The organism is Candidatus Pelagibacter sp. PS_10_02, assembly GCF_059418005.1.
The window spans coordinates 400198-419108 of record NZ_CM182076.1 but is presented as its reverse complement, the minus strand read 5'-3'; the positions used below and the strand labels follow the sequence as shown (position 1 = coordinate 419108).

18 protein-coding genes are annotated in these 18911 nt (G+C 31.6%); 9 read left to right on the top strand and 9 right to left on the bottom strand.

From position 1 onward, the window contains the following. Positions 1 to 203 precede the first annotated feature (203 nt). From AC5SL1_RS02245 to AC5SL1_RS02225, 5 genes are all read right to left on the bottom strand, one after another. A complete protein-coding gene (locus AC5SL1_RS02245; protein WP_494600130.1) occupies positions 204 to 950 on the bottom strand; it encodes an SDR family NAD(P)-dependent oxidoreductase in 747 nt (248 codons plus the stop codon). Continuing rightward, the gene (locus tag AC5SL1_RS02240) at positions 950 to 2413 is read right to left on the bottom strand and encodes a cytosine permease (protein ID WP_494572637.1); all 1464 of its coding nucleotides are present in this window, start codon (positions 2411 to 2413) and stop codon (positions 950 to 952) included. Before AC5SL1_RS02240 ends, AC5SL1_RS02245 begins: the two co-directional genes overlap by 1 nt. Before the next feature lie 25 nt (positions 2414 to 2438). Next, positions 2439 to 3773, bottom strand: a complete 1335-nt coding sequence (locus tag AC5SL1_RS02235) for a TRAP transporter large permease (RefSeq protein ID WP_494600129.1) — start codon at positions 3771 to 3773, stop codon at positions 2439 to 2441. Then, positions 3773 to 4387 carry a TRAP transporter small permease subunit gene (locus tag AC5SL1_RS02230; protein ID WP_494600128.1) on the bottom strand — a complete coding sequence of 205 codons (615 nt, stop codon included), beginning with the start codon at positions 4385 to 4387 and terminating at the stop codon, positions 3773 to 3775. The genes AC5SL1_RS02235 and AC5SL1_RS02230 overlap by 1 nt, the downstream gene beginning before the upstream one ends. 73 nt (positions 4388 to 4460) lie before the next feature. Next, a complete protein-coding gene (locus AC5SL1_RS02225) occupies positions 4461 to 5555 on the bottom strand; it encodes a TRAP transporter substrate-binding protein (protein ID WP_494572640.1) in 1095 nt (364 codons plus the stop codon). Positions 5556 to 5704: 149 nt separating this feature from the next. Between AC5SL1_RS02225 and AC5SL1_RS02220 the strand changes: the two genes are divergently transcribed. The 6 genes from AC5SL1_RS02220 to AC5SL1_RS02195 are packed head-to-tail and all read left to right on the top strand — an operon-like array spanning position 5705 to position 11380. Continuing rightward, positions 5705 to 7300, top strand: a complete 1596-nt coding sequence (locus AC5SL1_RS02220) for a GMC family oxidoreductase (RefSeq protein ID WP_494572641.1) — start codon at positions 5705 to 5707, stop codon at positions 7298 to 7300. Beyond that, the gene (locus tag AC5SL1_RS02215) at positions 7300 to 7890 is read left to right on the top strand and encodes a TerC family protein (protein ID WP_494600127.1); all 591 of its coding nucleotides are present in this window, start codon (positions 7300 to 7302) and stop codon (positions 7888 to 7890) included. Before AC5SL1_RS02220 ends, AC5SL1_RS02215 begins: the two co-directional genes overlap by 1 nt. Beyond that, positions 7891 to 8649 (top strand): SDR family NAD(P)-dependent oxidoreductase, encoded by a 759-nt coding sequence (locus tag AC5SL1_RS02210; protein ID WP_494600126.1) that lies wholly within the window; start codon positions 7891 to 7893, stop codon positions 8647 to 8649. Next, positions 8649 to 9434 (top strand): M23 family metallopeptidase, encoded by a 786-nt coding sequence (locus tag AC5SL1_RS02205; RefSeq protein WP_494580508.1) that lies wholly within the window; start codon positions 8649 to 8651, stop codon positions 9432 to 9434. The genes AC5SL1_RS02210 and AC5SL1_RS02205 overlap by 1 nt, the downstream gene beginning before the upstream one ends. After that, a complete protein-coding gene (locus tag AC5SL1_RS02200) occupies positions 9434 to 10210 on the top strand; it encodes a fumarylacetoacetate hydrolase (protein WP_494600125.1) in 777 nt (258 codons plus the stop codon). Before AC5SL1_RS02205 ends, AC5SL1_RS02200 begins: the two co-directional genes overlap by 1 nt. Before the next feature lie 18 nt (positions 10211 to 10228). After that, entirely contained in the window at positions 10229 to 11380 is a 1152-nt protein-coding gene (locus AC5SL1_RS02195; RefSeq protein WP_494600124.1) for a M24 family metallopeptidase, read from the top strand. A 69-nt stretch (positions 11381 to 11449) separates the two neighbouring features. Here the strand turns inward: AC5SL1_RS02195 and AC5SL1_RS02190 are convergent, their stop codons facing one another. Both AC5SL1_RS02190 and xsc read right to left on the bottom strand, forming a co-directional pair. Beyond that, complete coding sequence (locus AC5SL1_RS02190; protein WP_494600123.1) at positions 11450 to 12754, bottom strand: NAD(P)/FAD-dependent oxidoreductase; 1305 nt, start codon at positions 12752 to 12754, stop codon at positions 11450 to 11452. A gap of 39 nt (positions 12755 to 12793) precedes the next feature. Continuing rightward, complete coding sequence (gene xsc, locus AC5SL1_RS02185; RefSeq protein ID WP_494572648.1) at positions 12794 to 14578, bottom strand: sulfoacetaldehyde acetyltransferase; 1785 nt, start codon at positions 14576 to 14578, stop codon at positions 12794 to 12796. Positions 14579 to 14691: 113 nt separating this feature from the next. Here xsc and AC5SL1_RS02180 point away from each other — a divergent pair, with 113 nt between their 5' ends. From AC5SL1_RS02180 to AC5SL1_RS02170, 3 genes are read left to right on the top strand one after another with little or no spacing between them, the layout of a single operon-like run. Beyond that, on the top strand, positions 14692 to 14976 hold the full coding sequence (locus AC5SL1_RS02180; protein ID WP_006997074.1) for a UxaA family hydrolase: 285 nt from the start codon (positions 14692 to 14694) through the stop codon (positions 14974 to 14976). Between the two features lie 5 nt (positions 14977 to 14981). Continuing rightward, positions 14982 to 16148 (top strand): UxaA family hydrolase, encoded by a 1167-nt coding sequence (locus AC5SL1_RS02175; RefSeq protein WP_494572649.1) that lies wholly within the window; start codon positions 14982 to 14984, stop codon positions 16146 to 16148. A 22-nt stretch (positions 16149 to 16170) separates the two neighbouring features. Further along, positions 16171 to 17244, top strand: coding sequence for a YeiH family protein (locus tag AC5SL1_RS02170; RefSeq protein WP_494600122.1), 1074 nt, complete (start codon positions 16171 to 16173; stop codon positions 17242 to 17244). Here AC5SL1_RS02170 and AC5SL1_RS02165 read toward each other — a convergent pair. Further along, positions 17241 to 18323 (bottom strand): sulfite exporter TauE/SafE family protein, encoded by a 1083-nt coding sequence (locus AC5SL1_RS02165; RefSeq protein WP_494600121.1) that lies wholly within the window; start codon positions 18321 to 18323, stop codon positions 17241 to 17243. The two genes, AC5SL1_RS02170 and AC5SL1_RS02165, sit on opposite strands and share 4 nt — an antisense overlap. A 231-nt stretch (positions 18324 to 18554) precedes the next feature. After that, positions 18555 to 18905, bottom strand: a complete 351-nt coding sequence (locus AC5SL1_RS02160) for a hypothetical protein (protein WP_494580492.1) — start codon at positions 18903 to 18905, stop codon at positions 18555 to 18557. Between the last annotated feature and the right edge of the window lie 6 nt (positions 18906 to 18911).

The following is an 18911-nucleotide window of genomic DNA, read 5'->3' as shown; positions in this document are numbered from 1 at the left end:
CTATATAGCTATTGTATTTCAAAAAACAATATTTGAACAAAATTTAAACATTTAAAAATCAACTTTAGGTATTAATTCTAATGATATGAAAATAATTTCTATATTTGTCCTTTTAGTCTATTGGTCGGTAATACTGTTGGCACCTGTCATTTCTAAAGAACAAAAAATTTACAAGACTGAGACCAAAATAACCCTAAATAAGCTTAATAAGTAGATCTACCACCACTAATATCAAATACTGCTGCAGTAGAAAATGAATTTTCTTCAGAGGATAACCAGCAAACTAATGAAGTAAACTCCTCAATTTCTAGAAATCTACCTCTTGGAACTTTTGATAACATTCTAGCAACGTGTTCCTTTGACATTTGGTCTAAGATTCTAGTTTTTGCACCAGCTGGCGTTATTGCATTAACAGCAATATTTTTATCGGCTAATTCCTTACCTAGTGATTTAGTTAGACCAATAGCCCCTGCTTTTGCTGAACTATAAGCGCTCGCATTTGCGTTCCCATCTTTACCAGCAACTGAAGCAACGTTAACAATTCTTCCATAGTTATTCTTGATCATATTGGGAACAATGCATTTGCAGCAATTAAAAGTGCCCATTAAATTAATTTGAACTATCTTATTCCATTCATCAACATCATAGTCCCACAGAGATGAGGTTGAGCCAGTAATACCAGCATTATTAATTAAAATGTCAATATTAGATATTTTTGTTATTTGCTCTACGGTATTTTTAACATTACTAAAATTAGATACATCCACTACATTATATGCAAGGTTTGGATTGTTTATTTCTTTTACAGCTTTTTGTAATTCTTTTTCATCAATATCCCAGATTATAGTTTTTACGCCAGAATTTAAAAATCTCTTTGCAATATCTAGACCGAAACCTTGGGCGCCACCAGTAATTATTGCAGTTCTATTTTTAAGATCAAATTGATGCATTAAGATTTTTTACTAGCGATAAGATAATAAGTTAAAGAAGAGATAAAAGTGCCAATTATCCAAGAATAAGAATGAAAGATCATTAAGCTTTCATTCCAAATTGTAGAAGCAGAAAAAATAAAACCTAAAAACAAAGAATAAAGACCTCTTAAATTCCAACCATTTGAATAAAAATATAGCCCATCGGTATTTGATGAAAAAATTTGTCTATTGTCTAAATTAGTTTCTTTCACAAAGTAATAGTCAATAATTATAAGTCCAAATATTGGTCCAAAAAAAGAGCTTAGAGTATCAATAAATGCTAAAATGCCAATCTGACTTAATAAAGGTAACCAAAAAATACCAATTATAAAACCAATGCAACCAATTATGATTGCTGAACTTCTTAAATTTAGAACACTTGGAATAAAATTTATTAGTGAATTTTGAGTTGGAATATAATTTGCAATTAAATTAGTTGAAGCAGATGAAAAAATAATAAAAAATAAAACAATCACGGTTAATTGTATATTATCGATCTTACCCACTATATCAGTTGGGTTTGTTAAAATTCTTTCCATAAGTTCCAAATTTTTATTTAGAAAAATATCTACCCCAATGACAATAAAAACTGTAAAAAAAGAAAATAATAATAAATTTAATAATAGGCTTAAGTTACCTTTTTTTAATTCCTTTTCGTCTTTAACATATCTGCTAAAGTCTCCATAATTTACAATTATAACAGAAAAATATGCAAAAACTGTTCCAACCACAGCAATTAATGGAGCTATATTGGTTTTATCAAATAGATTATTTATAGAAAAAATATCAACAAAAGCTGAACTTATAACTTTAACGTCATAGAGTAATACAACTAAAAAAAATATTAACATCCCACTATAAACAGTAATTGCTGAAAATTTTATTATACTTCTATTAAATTGATGGCTTTTGCTAAATAAAAAAAGCTGCAAACTAATTGTAAAAATAAAAGCAATCCAATCGATTAAATTTAATCCTAAAATAAAAATTAAAAAAATATCTTCATCAAGAAAAGAGCTATCAATAGAAAAAATTGAAATCCTAATCAGGTAACTAAAAAGTTTTGATAAAAAATAAGTTTGAATGCCGAACATAAAGATGCCAACAATTCCTCTTATTAAAGCAAAATATTTAGCTCCATTAATTCCAAGAGCGCTTCTTAAAATTACTGGAAACGGTAATCCATATTTTTGGGAGGGTTTACCGATTAAATTTGCAAAAAAATAAACAATTATAGATGCAATTAAACTACCAAATAAAACTACAAATATATTAAGTTCATAAACTAAATAAAGAGAAGCAATTAAAGAAAAAGCAATTACACTTTGAATATTACATCCCCAAAAATAAAATAACTCTTTCCAAGTCCAATTTTTGTCATTGGGATTAACACTAACTAACTCCCAGTTTATTAAAGCATTGTTTGATTTGATTTGATTCACTAGTTTTATAATAAACTAATAAATACTACTGTCCATATAGATAGGTTGGTAGCCATAAAGCAATTTGTGGAAATACTATTATTAAAATAAGTCCAATAACTTGAATCACCATAAATTGCATCATTCCATAATAAATATCTTTAAGATCCCATTCTGGAACTACACCTTTTAAGAAATAAGCAGATAGAGCTACAGGTGGTGAGAGCCATGCGGTCTGTAGATTAACTGCAACAAGTATTGCAAACCAAGTTAAATTAAATCCTAGAGCTTCAACTAATGGTATAATTATTGGAACTATAATCATTACTATTGGTACCCATTCTAAAGGCCAACCTAATAAGAAAATTATAACCATAATCATACCAAGGATTAAATATCTATTCATTTCTAAACTTAGTAAAAATTCAGTTAAAAGCATCGGTGTTCCTAATCTAGAAAACACTGCTCCAAAAAAATTTGATGCTGCAACCAATACCATTATCAAAGCTGAAATTTCTAGAGTTTTAACTAAAGCCTCTTGTAACTTTTTAAAAGTTAATTTTCTATAAGCGACCGCTAAAAGCAAGGATCCCATTGCACCACAGCCTGCAGCTTCAGTTGGAGTTGCAAAACCAAATAAAATACTTCCTAGCGCAGCGAAGACTAAAGCGGCTGGTGGAACTAGTCCTAGAAAGAATTCTATCCAAACTGCTTTCATGCTAGTAGCTCTCAACTCTACTGGTAAAACCGGTCCAAGACTTGGGTCAATCCAACATCTAATTGTTGTGTAAGCCGCATATAAGGTTGCTAGTAATATTCCAGGAATAATTGCTGCAGCAAACAGGTCTGTTACTGGAATTTCCATTATTGGACCCATCACAACTAACATAATGCTTGGTGGTATTAGAATGCCCAGTGTACCACCAGCTGTAATTGTTCCAGCGGCCAATCTCACATTATAACCTGATTTATTCATAGATTTGGCTGCCATTATTCCAAGTATAGTTACAGAGGCACCAACAATTCCTGTGGCAGCTGCAAAAACAACTGATACAAAAAGAACAGCATAATATAAAGAGCCTCTTACTTTAGAAAGCATTAGCTGAAATGCTGAAAATAATCTCTCCATCAAACCAGCCTGCTCCATCATAATTCCCATAAAAACAAAGAGGGGAACAGCGGCCAAAGTTTGCTCTGTCATGACCATAGAAAACTGCAGGGTCATTAAATAAAATACTAATTTACCAAATCCAAGGTATCCAAAAACAAATCCAAGGAATATTAAAGTAAATGAAATTGGAAAACCTACAAAAATAGAGAACAACATTACCCCTATTAAAATGAAACCTAAGACTGCTGGATTCATAAATTCAGCTAACATTATTTTTGTTCTCCTGGCCACTTGCCTTTAGTTGCGGCCCAATAGCTTTTTAATAATTCAGATACTCCTTGAACTAATAAAAATATAATTCCTAAAAATAAACATGCTTTAATTGGCCACATATATGGCATCCAAGCAGTGTCCATCCCTTTTTCACCTCTCATTATAGATTCTTGTAAAAACCCAGTCGACATATACAAAAATACGCTTAATCCAGGAAAATAAAATATAAGGTATAACCAGAAATCTATTCTACCTTGGTTTTTAGTTTTAAAATTTCTGTATAAAAAATCAGCTCTTATATGAACACCTTTTGATAAAGCATAACCAGCACCAAGCATGAATAGAGCTCCATACATAAATCTACTCATGTCATACGCCCACATTGTAGGAGCATTAAAAAGTTTTCTTGCTAAAACCTCATAAACCATCGCAAATATTAAAGGGATGGTGATCCAACAAACCACATTACCAATCCACTTACTTGCTAAATCAATTTTTGTAATAGTTAATACCATCCATTTTGGCATATCGTCAGGCATTGATCCTGAACCACCTCGCCTTTCAGCTATCATTTCATCAGATATATCTAATTTGGTAGGTTCGTTTGCCATAATAAATTCTCTAAAAAAAAACTAAAGCGGATCGTTAAATCCGCTTTAGTTATATTTATTTTTTTTCTAAATACTACTTTAATGTTTCAGCGTGAGCCATTCCTAGCTTAGCGTTAGACATTTGAGATCCAGACCAGAAAGGCACTGCAATATCAGCAAATGCTTTTTGAGAGTCCCAAACTTTTTTAAAGAATTTGTTCTCATTAGCATTTTTTTCTAAACTTGCTTTTGCAGCAGCCATATATGCTGGGAAATAATCAGCTGGGGTATCATGTAAAATCACACCGTGTTTTCCAGTCAACTCAGCTAGAGCTTTTCCGTTTTCATATATTCTGTAACTCATTGATTTTGATAGAGATGCATTCGCAGCAACTTCTAAAGCTTTTTTCTCTAAAGCAGACATCTTTTTGTATTTAGAGCCTGTAATATAGAAGTCAGCATTTACTACTACTTGGTGAAGACCTTGTAGGTAGTAATGTTTTAGAACTTTCTGGAAACCGAATGTCATGTCAGGTTTTGGACAACACCATTCAGCAGCATCAATTGTTCCTGCTTCAAGAGCTGGAAGAATATCTCCACCACCCATTGCAACAGAAGCTACACCGATATCTTTATAAGTTTGTCCTGGAATTCCCGGAGGAGTTCTGAACTTATACTTTCTAAAGTCAGCCATGCTATTAATTGGCTCTTTGAACCAACCTAAAGCTTCAGGGCCTACTGGTTGTAACATAAATCCTTTGATGTCTCTTCCCATCTCAGACCATAGTTGGTCGTAAAGTTCTTTACCACCACCGTATTGGAACCAAGATAAAAATGCGATGTTATCGATACCAACACCTGCACCTGCTACTGGCGAACCAAATAACATAGCTGCTGGGTGATCACCTGACCAGTAGTGAGTCCAAGCAAAACCACAATCGATTAATCCTTTATCAACTGCATCTAAAGTTTCTTTTACACCTACTACAGCGCCTGCTGGCATAATTTCGAACTTAAGTGATCCACCAGTTAATTCTGTTACTGTGTCAGTGAAATCTTTTAACATTACCACTTCATCAGCTTTTGAACTAATTACTGTTTGACACTTAAGAGTTTGTGCGGATGCACCTGTTACTGTCATTACAGTAAGTAGAAGTGATCCAACGAACAAAGATATTATTTTTTTCATATTAATATTTCCTTCTTATTGTGTTTTTTTATATGCGAGACCTTCTCAAAAAATTTAATTAGAAACAAGTGTTAATATAAAAAAAAACTAAGTTATTTTCATTGCTAACGCTAGTATTTTATTTTTTTAGATATTATAAGACCTAAGTCATGGACAAATTCGATTTTATCATACTTGGAGCTGGTTCAGCAGGTTGTGTACTAGCAAACAGATTGTCTGAAAATCCTCATCATAAAGTTCTTTTAATTGAAGCTGGTGGCAAAGATAATTATCCATGGATTCATATACCAGTTGGTTATTTTAAAACTATGCACAATCCAAATGTGGATTGGTGTTACAACACTGAGCCGGATGAAACTATGAACAATAGATCTATTAGATATCCAAGAGGTAAAACTTTGGGTGGCAGTTCATCTATTAATGGTTTGCTTTATATAAGAGGACAGCACAGAGATTATGATATTTGGAGACAGTTAGGAAATAAGGGTTGGAGTTGGAATGATGTTTTGCCTTATTTTATTAAAGCTGAAAATCAAGAAAGAGGTAAAAATGAATATCATGGTGTTGGGGGACCTCTTTCAATTTCAAATCAAAGAATGAGTTTACCTTTATTAAATGAATTTAGAAATGCAGCAGAAGAGTTTGGAATTCCAAAAACAGATGATTTTAATACAGGCAACAATCATGGTTGTGGTTATTATCAAGTTACAGAAAAAGATGGATTTAGATGTAGTACAGCCGTTGGATATTTAAATCCAATTAAAAAAAGATCTAATTTAAAAATAATTATAAATGCACATATAAAAAAAATAAATTTTGAAAATAAAATTGCTAAAGAGGTTGAGTACTGGGTTGATAATAAGTTGTTTACTGTCGGTGCTGATAAAGAAATTATCTTATCATCAGGGGCAATTGGATCTCCACAACTTTTACAAGTTTCTGGTATTGGAGACTCAAATAAACTTAAAAAATTAGGTATTGAAATAGTTCATGAATTGAAGGGTGTTGGTGAAAATTTACAGGATCATTTAATGTTTAGACCTATTTATAAAATTCAAAATTTAAAATCTCTTAATAAAAAGATTAATAGTCTTTTTGGAAATTTATTAATTGGGTTAGAATATGTTTTTAATAGAAGCGGTCCAATGACTATAGGAGCCAGTCAACTTGGGATGTTTGCTAAAAGTGATCCTTCAATAGAATTACCTGATTTGCAATGGCATGTTCAACCTATGAGCATGGATACTTTAGGTGCAACTAAAAATCACGATTTCCATGCATTCACTCCTACTGTTTCCAATATAAGACCAACTAGTAGAGGACATATAAGTATTGTAGATAAAGACTCTCGAACTTACGCAAAAATAAAAATGAACTATCTATCAACTGATGAAGACAGAAGAATTGCAGCAGCTGGTCTTAAATTGACTAGAAAAATTGTTTTAGAATCAGAAACATTTAAAAAATATCACCCAGAAGAATATAGGCCTGGAATTCATTTAAATGAGGATGAAGAAATTTTAAAAGCTGCAGCAGACTATGCACAAACAATATTTCACCCAGTTGGTACTTGTAAAATGGGAAATGATGATAGTGCAGTAGTTACAGATCAATTAAAGGTTCATGGTATTAATAATTTAAGAGTAATTGATGCTTCAATCATGCCCAACATTACTTCTGGAAATACTAACGCACCTACAATAATGATTGCAGAAAAAGGTGCCGATATGATACTAAACAATTGATGTTTACTGAATTGATAAGTCCAGAACAGCTAGTTATTTTAACTCAAATTATTTTTATTGATTTAGTTTTAGCAGGAGACAATGCCATTATTATTGGAATGGTTGCTTCTAAATTTCCACCCGAACAAAGAAAAAAAGTAATTTTTTGGGGAATAGGTGGTGCGGTAATTTTAAGAATAATCTTAACCATGTTAACTGCTTATTTATTGCAAATAACAGGATTAAGATTGATAGGAGGATTACTTCTTCTTTACATAGTCTACAAACTCTACACAGACGTAATCAAAGGTCAGTCAAGTGATGAAGATATTAAAGTAGATAATTCAAGCTTTATGAAAGCTATATGGACTGTTTTACTTGCTGATTTTACAATGAGTTTGGATAATGTTTTAGGTGTAGCTGGTGCTGCAGGTGATCACTATGTATTATTAGTATTTGGTTTAGCTTTATCAATAATTCTTATGGCAACAGCTGCCACTGTAATTTCAAGATGGATTAATGAATATAAATGGATAGCCTGGATTGGTTTAATTGCTATACTGGTTGTTGCAATCGAATTAATTTATACTGATTTAAAATTATTTATTTAAATGTACTTACAAAAAATAAACCTTAAAAACAAATATGCATTAGTTACAGGTGCTGGTAAAGGATTGGGAAGAGCCTGCTCTATTGCTCTTGCTGAAGCTGGAGCTACAATTGTTGCATTAAGCAGAACACAATCAGATCTTGATAAGCTTGAAAAAGAAATAAAAAAGTTAAAAGGTAAAGTTATCAAAGTTAATTGTGATGTAATGAATTACAAAGAATTAAAAGAAAATCTAGATAAAATTAAAATCATAGATGTTTTGGTTAATAATGCTGGGACAAATATTCCAGAACCTTTTGAAAAAATTAAACAAGAAAGCTTACACTACTTAGTAGATTTAAATCTAAAAGCCGCTTTTAATGTTGCTCAATTAGTTGTTAAAAAAATGCTAAAAAATAAAAAAAGAGGTGGGTCAATTATTAATATGTCCTCTCAACTTGGTCATGTTGGAATGGCTGGTAGAAATATTTATAATATGACAAAATTTGGTATTGAAGGTTTAACTAAAGGGATGGGTGTTGAGCTTGCAAAAAAAAATATTAGAGTAAATACGGTGGCTCCTACTTTTGTAGAAACACCAATGGTTAAAAGATTTTTTAAAAATAAAGCATTTAAAAAACTTGCTTTAGGCAATATCCCAATAGGCAGAGCAGCAACAGAAAGTGATGTTGCAACAAGTGTTTGTTTTTTAGCTTCATCTGCTTCATCTATGATTACAGGAACATCTATAATAATAGATGGTGGTTGGACTGCTCAATAATGTCTAGATTGCTAATATTAATAGCAATTTTTTTTACAACCCAATCTTTTGCGTTAGAATTTCAGGGAAAATTCATTCAAGGACATTACATTATTGGGAAAACTGAACCTGGTAATTTAATCTTAGTAGATAAGAAAAAAGTTAAAGTCTCAAAAGATGGTTATTTTGCATTTGGAATTGAAAAAGATAGAAAATTTGACATCATAATTACTGAAAACAATAAAGATATCATAAAAAAGATTCAAAAGAGGAAATATAATATTCAAAAAATAGAAGGTTTGCCTAAAAAAAAAGTTACTCCTCCTAAAGAATTCTATGAAAGAATAAAAAGAGAAAATAGATTAATTGTTGATGCAAGAGAAATAGAAAGTGACTTACAATTTTTTAAGGAAAAATTTATTATTCCAGTTGATGATGCAATAATTACCGGTGTTTATGGTAGTCAAAGAATTTTAAATGGTATACCCAAATGGCCACACTATGGTTTAGATTTTGCTCAAAAAAAAGGTACTCCTATTAAAGCAATGAATAACGGTATAGTTACTTTGGCTGAAAAAGACTTGTTTTATACTGGTGCTACTTTAATTTTTGATCATGGCCATGGAGTTTCAACTCTCTACATGCATATGGATGAAATTTTTGTAAATGTAGGTGATCACGTTAAAAAAGGAGACATCATCGCAACCGTTGGTTCCTCTGGTAGATCAACTGGACCTCATCTGGATGTAAGACTTAATTGGTTTGGTACTAGACTAGATCCTGCAACTATATTAAACATTCAATAATGAAAAAAACCTTATTAGAAAAAACAGCAGATAAATTAGTTAATGCCTTTGTAAACAATAAAATAATTGCTCCTCTTCCAGCTAAATTTACAAAAAAATTAGATGAAGCTCAAAAACTAAGAAAATTATGTGAGAGTAAAGTTAAAGATCCAATAATTGGATTTAAAGCTGCGGGTACTGGAATACCTGTAATGAAAAAACTTAAAGAAAAGAAACCTTTCTACGCTGCAATCTTTAAAAAGAATTTTATCAAAAGTGGAAAAAAAGTGAAAATTAACAAATCTACTTTAGGTATAGAGCTTGAGGTTTGCTACTTAATTAAAAAAAATTTTTTCTCATCTAAGAGATCAATTACTATGAAAAACGTAACAAAGTACATTTCATATATGGCTCCTTGTATTGAGGTTATAGGTTATAGACAAAAGAAAAAAGGCATAACTAGCTTTGGTGATTTATGTAGTGATTTTGGTGCTAACGTTAAATTTTTGATTGGTCAAAAGAAGAAATACAAAAGAATAAAAATTGGAAACTTAAAGACAAATATTACTAATAAAAAAATTGGGCAAATTGTTAATGGAAATACAAATACTGTTTATATAAATCCGCTTAATTCACTTAGATTTGTTTTGAATGAATTAAAAAAAGATAAAGTAAATCTTGATAAAGATTTTTATGTATTCACTGGATCAACTGTTGGGGTTGTGCCAATTTTAGGTAAAGGTCTTTACACTGGAAAAGTAGATCAACTTGGATCTGCCAAAGCAATTATTCATTAATTTTTAAAAAATTTATTAATGGCGTTACACTTTAGTAAACAAGAATTTGAAAAAAGAAAACTAGCAACATTAAAGTCTATGAAAGAGCAAAATCTTGATGCTCTTTTAATGTTCAGACAAGAATCTATGTTTTGGCTCACAGGTTATGACACCTTTGGCTATGTTTTTTTTCAAACTTTAATATTAGACCATAAAGGAAATATTATTCTTTTAACAAGAGCTCCAGATTTAAGACAGGCTCAAAACACCTCAAATATTGAAGATATAAGAATTTGGATAGATAAAGACCAGTCTAATCCAACAGATGATCTTAAAATCATCTTAAATGAACTAAATTTAAAAGATAAAAAAATTGGTATTGAGTATGAAGCTTACGGTATGACAGGTCGTAATGCTTTAAGACTTAATAAGTCACTGAAAGGTTATTGTGAGGTAGAAGATCAATCAGAATTAATTACCAAACATAGGGTTATTAAATCTCAAGAGGAGATTGTTTATGTAAAAAAAGCTGCAGAGCTTGCCGATCAAGCTCTTGATGAAGCATGGAAGCATACAAAAGCTGGCGCTAGTGAAGCAAAGATTTTAGCTGAAATGCAAAGAGTAGTTTTAGAGGGTGGCGGTGACTACCCAGCAAATGAATATATAATTGGATCAGGACACAACGCATTACTATGTAGATATCAATCAGAGAAAAGAATTTTATCTGATACTGACCAGTTAACTATTGAATGGGCTGGAACTTATAAACATTATCACTCTGCAATGTTTAGAACCATTCCTATTGGTAAAGCTGACCCCAAACATATTAAAATGCATGAGGCTTGTGTTGAGGCTTTAACCAATTGTGCAAAGACTTTAATACCAGGAAAAACTGCTGGAGATGTATTCGATATACACGCTAAAACTTTTGATAATCTTGGATACAATAAAGCAAGAATGAATGCTTGTGGTTATTCATTAGGGACAACCTTCTCACCAAATTGGATGGATTGGCCTATGCTATATACAGGTAATCCATATATCATCACACCAGGAAACGTCTTCTTTATGCATATGATCCTAATGGACTCAGAAAGTAACCTTGCTATGAATTTAGGGGAAACTTATTTAGTGACCGAGAATGGTAATGAAAGATTAGGAAAACAAAAGTTGGATTTAGTAGTACTCTAGGTATTCAGATTTTAGTTAGGTTCAAACTCCAAAGGAAGTTAAAAAAAGACTTATTAATAGTAATCATATTTAAATATCAGATCGAGATCTAAATCTCTCAAATATCAATCTTGTTTTAACTCCTATATTTAAAAATGGTTGTGGTGGAAGCCATGTAGGCTTACTTCTAGATTCTATTATATTAATTTCATCACTATTTTCATTACTTGCTTTAATTGCTATCTGTTCACCAAATAAAGTTCCAACTCCAATACCAGAACCATTATAGCAACCTGCTACAAAAACATTATCTTCTATTTTATCAAAAATTTGTGAACTATTTCTAGTTCTGGATACAACCCCAGACCAACTAGATACAATAATATCATCTGCTAAACTTGGAAATCTTTTTTTTATTCCAAGTTTTTGATTTAAAGATCTTTTATCCAACTCTGATTTAGACATTTTAAAAGGATTATGAACTTCTGCAGTATTTCTAATTAAAATCCTTTTATCTTTTGTCATTCTAATAGTTGCACCCATTGGTCTTACAGGTAATACTCCCCACTCTCTGGGCTCACCAATGGACTTATACTCTGTATCAGTTAATGGTCTTGTCATGCTTGCAGTCAAAGTTAATGGGAAATTATAATTATTTTTTATACCAAGTGATTTTAAAAAACCATTAGTACAAAAAATAATTTTTTTAGTAATTATTTTATGATTATTAAATTTACAAATAATAGTATCAATATTTTTTGACCATTCATCTAATTGAGTATTTTCTAATAGCTCAACATTATCTGGTAAAGTGTCAATCATAGCTCTGACTAATTTTCCAGGATGTAGTAAAATTCCTCCCTTAGTATAAAGTGCTAAATTATAAAAATTCGTACCCAATCTTTTACTTAAATCATCTTTATCTAAAATATTATGCTCAAAATTTAATTTTAATAAAGTTTTACTAAAATTTTCTAATATCTTTCTGTCTTTTTCATTTGATGAGGCAAAATACTTTCCACTTTCATTCCAATCACAATCTACCTGATGTTCTTTGATAAACTTTTTTACAACATCAATTCCTAATTTATAAATGTCAGTCTTTTTCTTATAATTAGAAAGTTCTTTATTTGAAGTAAAACCATCGTTAAGTGTTGTATCGACTAAATATCCTGAGTTTCTTCCACTTGCACCTTCTCCTGCTAATTGGGCATCAACAATTATAATTTTTTGATTTGGGTGTAGTTCTGATAATTTTCTACCAGCAGACAAGCCTGTATAACCAGCACCTACTATTAACCAATCACAGGATTTATCTTTATCTAAAACTTTTATATTAGACCTTCTAGCAAGATCATTAATCCAACTACAACCAGTATCATTAACTACATTCATGCAGTTAGATTATGACAGATAAGATATTTTTAAAAGATCTTAAGATACCAATGATGGTTGCTTGATCATGTCTTCTTTTTTGATCCCTGCAACTTTAACTGGTTTTTTCATAGCATCTCTTCTGAAAGGCTCTCCCAGTTCTTGGTTAAGAATCACTTCAATAAATGTTGTAATCCCTTTCTTTTGATCTTCGCATGATTGTTTAAGAGCAACTGTAGTCTCTTCCATTGTACGGACGGTAACACCTTTTAAACCACAAGCATCAGCTACTTTTGCATAACTTAATTCTGGATCAAGTTCAGTGCCAACAAAATTATCATCAAACCATAAAGTAGTATTTCTTTTTTCAGCACCCCATTGGTAATTTCTAAAAATCACCATCGTAATTGCTGGCCATTCTTTTCTAGCACATGAGCTCATCTCATTCATACTAATACCAAACGCACCATCACCTGCAAAACCAATTACTGGTGTATCAGGGCATCCAATTTTTGCTCCAAGAATTGCTGGAAAACCATATCCGCATGGACCAAATAATCCTGGCGCTAAATATTTTCTTGGTTTTTCGAATGTAGGGTATGCATTTCCAATAGCACAATTGTTTCCAATGTCGCTTGAAATAATTACATCATCAGGCATACCTGCTTGAATTGCTCTCCATGCTTGTCTAGGAGACATTCTATCAGAGTCTCTTTTTCTAGCTTCAGCATTCCAAACTGTTCCTTTATCATCGTCTTCATGATCTAAGCTTGATAGCTCTTGCAACCAAGCAGATTTAGTTTGGTGGATTATGTTTTTTCTCTCTTCTCTATTAGTATCTCCTGCTGTTGGAGAAAGTTGAGCTAAAATTTGTTGAGATACTAATTTTGCATCTCCACAAATACCAACTGTAACTTTTTTAGTTAAACCAATTCTATCTGAATTCATATCAACTTGGATAATACTTGCATCTTTAGGCCAGTAATCCATTCCATAACCTGGCAAGGTTGAGAAAGGATTTAATCTTGTACCAAGTGCAAGAACTACATCAGCTTTTTTAATTAATTCCATTCCAGCTTTAGATCCATTATAACCTAACGGTCCTGCAGCTAATGGGTGACTTCCTGGAAAACTATCATTATGTTGATACCCTGAACAAACTGGAGCATCTAATTTCTCAGCTAATTTTTTACAATCTTCAATCGCTCCACCAATTACAACACCTGCACCAGATAGTATTACTGGAAACTTTGCGTTTGATAATAAGTCAGCTGCTTTTTTAATTGCATCAACTCCACCTGCTTGTCTTTCAAGTCTAACAATTGGAGGAAGATCAATATCAATAACTTGTGTCCAATAATCTCTTGGTACATTTATTTGTGCAGGAGCTGATCCTCTGATCGCTTTTTCAATTACTCTATTTAATACTTCTGCCATTCTTGAAGGGTCTCTAACTTCTTCTTGATAACAAACCATATCTTTAAATAAATTCATTTGTTCTACTTCTTGGAAACCACCTTGGCCCATAGTTTTATTGGCAGCTTGAGGTGTTACCAATAATAATGGTGTGTGGTTCCAGTATGCAGTTTTAATAGGAGTAACAAGACCGGTAATTCCAGGACCATTTTGAGCAATAACCATTGACATTTTGCCAGTAGATCTTGTGTAACCATCAGCAATTAATCCACCGTTTGTTTCATGAGCAACATCCCAAAAAGTAATTCCAGCATCAGGAAAAATATCTGAAATAGGCATAAATGCAGAACCAATAATTCCGAATGCGTGTTCAATACCATGCATTTGTAAAACCTTTACAAAAGCTTCTTCTGTTGTCATTTTAGTCATAATAATTAGGCCTTCCTGCTTAAGTTTGTTAAAAAAATCTATAAATAATTTGTTAATTTTTAAGATTAATATATAAGAATTTAAAAATTTCAAACAAACAAATCGACCCAATTATGGCCACAGATATTATAATACATGATGAGAAAGACAACGTAGGAGTAGTTGTTATTGATAAAATCACTCCAAAACAAGATTGTGCATGCTGGATTATGGAGAATGATAAAACAGTTCAAATTCAATCTGTTGACGAAATTCAATTAGGACATAAAATTGCAATGGTTGATCTTAACGAAGGTGACACTATTTTGAAATATGGTCATGATATTGGAAAAGTAGTTAAATCAATCAAAAAAGGTGAGCATGTTCATGTTCATAATGTAAAAACTAAGAAGTGGTAAAAAATATGGAAATTCCAAAAAGTTTTTTAGGTTATAAAAGAGAAAATGGCAGAGTTGGTACTAGAAACCATGTAATCATCTTGCCTGTAGATGATATTTCAAACGCTTGTGCTGAAGCTGTAGCAAACAACATTAAAGGAACAATTGCCCTTCCTCACTCTTATGGAAGACTTCAATTTGGTGCTGATTTAGATTTACACTTTAGAACAATGATTGGGACTGGAAAAAACCCTAACGTTGCTGCTGTAATTGTTATTGGAATTGAACCTAAGTGGACAAAAAGAATCGTTGATGAAATTGCTAAAACTGGAAAACCTGTTGAAGGATTTCATATTGAAAGAACTGGTGATATTGGAACAATTATGAAAGCTTCTAAAAAAGCTCAAGAATTTGCAATGTGGGCTTCTGAAAAACAAAGAGAAGAATGTCCTTTAAGTGATTTATGGATTTCGGTTAAATGTGGTGAATCTGATACAACATCAGGTCTTGCTGCTAACCCAACTGTTGGAAACCTGATGGATAAATTAGAGCCATTAGGAGTTCATTTATGTTTTGGTGAAACATCAGAGTTAACTGGTGCTGAAAAAGTTTGCGCTACACGTGGTGCAACCCCTGAAGCCTCAAAAAAGTTCATGAAAACATGGAGCGATTACAACGATTTTATTTTAAAAGAAGCAACTGATGATCTCTCTGAAAGTCAACCAACTGCAGGAAATATTGCAGGTGGATTAACTACAATTGAAGAAAAAGCGTTTGGAAATTTCCAAAAAATTGGAAATTGTAAGTTTATCGATGTTTTAGAGCCAGCTGAAGAACCTACTAAAGGAAAAGGATTATACTTTATGGATACTTCATCTGCTGCAGCAGAGTGTATTACCCTTCAAGCAGCTGCTGGATTTAACATTCATTTATTCCCAACAGGTCAAGGTAATATTGTAGGTAACCCTATTGAACCAGTTGTAAAATTAACTGCCAACCCATTAACTGTAAAAGGCATGGGTGAACATATTGATTGTGATGTATCAAAAATATTATCACGTGAGATGAACATGTCTGAAGCAGGTGATGAATTAATTAAATCGATGATTAGAGTTGCTAATGGCAGATTGACTTGCGCAGAAGCTTTAGGTCATAAAGAGTTTGTTATGACTAAACTTTACAGAAGTGCTTAATAATAAAATCTAATAAATATTCATGATATTTAAAAAATACCTGGTCGTTGTACCAGGTATTATTTTAGCATTTGTTCTCTACAGTTTATCTCAAGGTTTTAATAATATCATTGGAATTGAATTGTTAGGCTATGAAAAAAGCCCAATATCTACAGCAATGATTGCTATTTTACTTGGAATGGTTTTTGGAAACATATTTCAAATGAGAAACAACTTCGTTAAAGGTTTAGAATTTACTCAGTCATATATTCTCAAACTTGGAATAATTTGTTTAGGAATTCAGTTAAAACCTTTTGAGTTTATAGAATTTGGTGCAATAGCAATACCTTTAATCATAATTTGTATTGTAGCTGTACTGATAGTTATAAAGCTATTAATTAAAAAACTCAAAATCCCTACTAGAATGGCCTATTTGATTTCTATTGGCAGCACCGTATGTGGGACAACAGCAATTATGGCGACTGCTCCTGTAATAGGTGCAAAAAAAAATGAAGTATCTTATGCAATCGCTAACATCACATTGTTTGGAATTTTATCAATGCTCTTATACCCTTATTTTGCCAACCATTATTTTGATGCTGAGCCAATGTTTGTTGGTTTATTTTTGGGGACATCAATTCATGAAACATCTCAAGTAGCTGCTGCTGGACTTATTTATGATCAACAATTTAATAGTCCCGAAACACTGAATGTTGCAACAGTAACAAAATTAATAAGAAATACATTTCTGGTAATAATGATTCCTCTATTTGCATTTCTTTATAATAGAAATAATGTTGTTAAAAAAAACTATTCAATAATTGCAATTTTTCCTTATTTTGTAATAGGTTTTGCAGCTATGATAATTTTTAGAAATGTTGGAGATCTATTTTTCTTAACACATTATAATGAATTATGGCTAGATACAGTCAAAATAATTAAATCATCATCAAAAATTTTCTTAACAATGGCGATGGCAGCTATTGGTTTATCAACTAACCTCAAAGATCTTAAGAGTATGGGTTACAAGCCTTTTGTCGTGGGGTTTATAGGGATGGCGACAGTAGGTTTGGTTAGTATCTTGACTATAGAATTTTATATTAATTTTTTAAACTAAGACTTTTTTAGTAACATCTTTTTTTTGAAATTAGAAATAACACGCCTAATAAGAGCAGCACCTACCCCTAAAGTAATTGCAAACATAATTGAAAATAGTCCATAGAAAAATGGCATATCTTCAGAAAATTCTAAGATAAATAAAGAGAAAAAATTTAAATCTGAAACCAACACTTGTATTGTTTCTTTATCTACTTGCTCAGCAAAAAATGTTTCATAAGCAATAGCTATTCCAACTACTAGTAATAAAATTGCTAATAATGCTTTTAATCCAGAGCTATCAATTTTTTCACCAAGTTTTTGTCCCACTTGAACCCCTATAATTGAACCAATAACCAACATTAATACTAACATTAAGTCTATAGAGCCAAAATTAAATGAATGTAAAAAAGTAACTATGACACTGACAAAGATTGTCACAAACAAAGAAGTTCCTGGAACTAATTTTGTGGGCATTTTAATTATATAAATCATTGCAGGTACTAATATAAAAGCACCGCCTATCCCCATTATAGCAGCGATAAATCCTACAACTAAACCTATTATAATTGGAGTAAATATACTTTCGTATAATTTTGATTTTGGAAACCTCATTCTTAATGGAAGACCGTGTATCCAATAATGTACATGTAGTTTTTTTTTAACCACAAGGTTTCTTTTTGCTCTATCTATTTCCCTAAGACTTTCGACTAACATCAATGTACCAATTATTGCGAGTATATACATGTAGGCTAAAGAAATAACTGTATCAATTTTTCCAATACCTTTAAAATAGGTAAAAGTATAAATACCTAATGCAGTTCCAATTGTTCCACCAATCACAATCATAAAACCCATTTTGTAATCTAAAGTATTTTTTAAATAATGAGTTGTTGATCCTGATACCGATGTTGCAAGAATATTGTTAGCTTCATTTGCAACTGCATATGCAGGTGGTACACCTAAAAAAATTAAAAATGGTGTCATTAAAAAACCACCACCAACACCAAATAAACCTGAGAGCACTCCAACGATTGCACTTAATAAAAGTATTTCAATGGGGTTAACAAATACTTGTGCTATTGGTAAAAATACTTCCATAAAAAATTAATAGTTGTTAAAAAACAACCTAATTAAATGTGATAAAAGTTCCAATTAAAATAACACCCCAATAAGCAGCTAGACTAACGAAGATCCCTGTTTTTATTAAAGTTGCTTTAAAATTTGAAAGTTTATTTATTATTTTTATGTTGAAAATTGACATTACAACCGTGAATACACCCAGTTAATTATTTGTCAAATAAATAGTTTATCTAAAATGATTTTTTTTTATTAGTAGATGGTCGCTCCAAAAACTTTGACTTCATCCCCCTCAACACCAAGAACCAATCTTCCAAGGAACTCACCTTCAATTTCCTTACTCCTCTGTTTGAATAGAACCGTGATGTTTTGGCCTCGTCTTAAACAGCCAAATGCCTGATAGTCTTCTTTTAAGCTTGTTAAAAGCTTATTATTAGCCCACTGCTTTCCAAGCTCAACTTCATTCGCACCAAACAACATTTGAGTACCAAAATCTTTAGTGAAACCACCATAATCTTTCATATTTGAAGTTTTAACAAGATTGTCCCAAATAGGATTGGCAATTGCTATAATCTCATCATCAGATTTCTCTAATAAATTCATAATTTA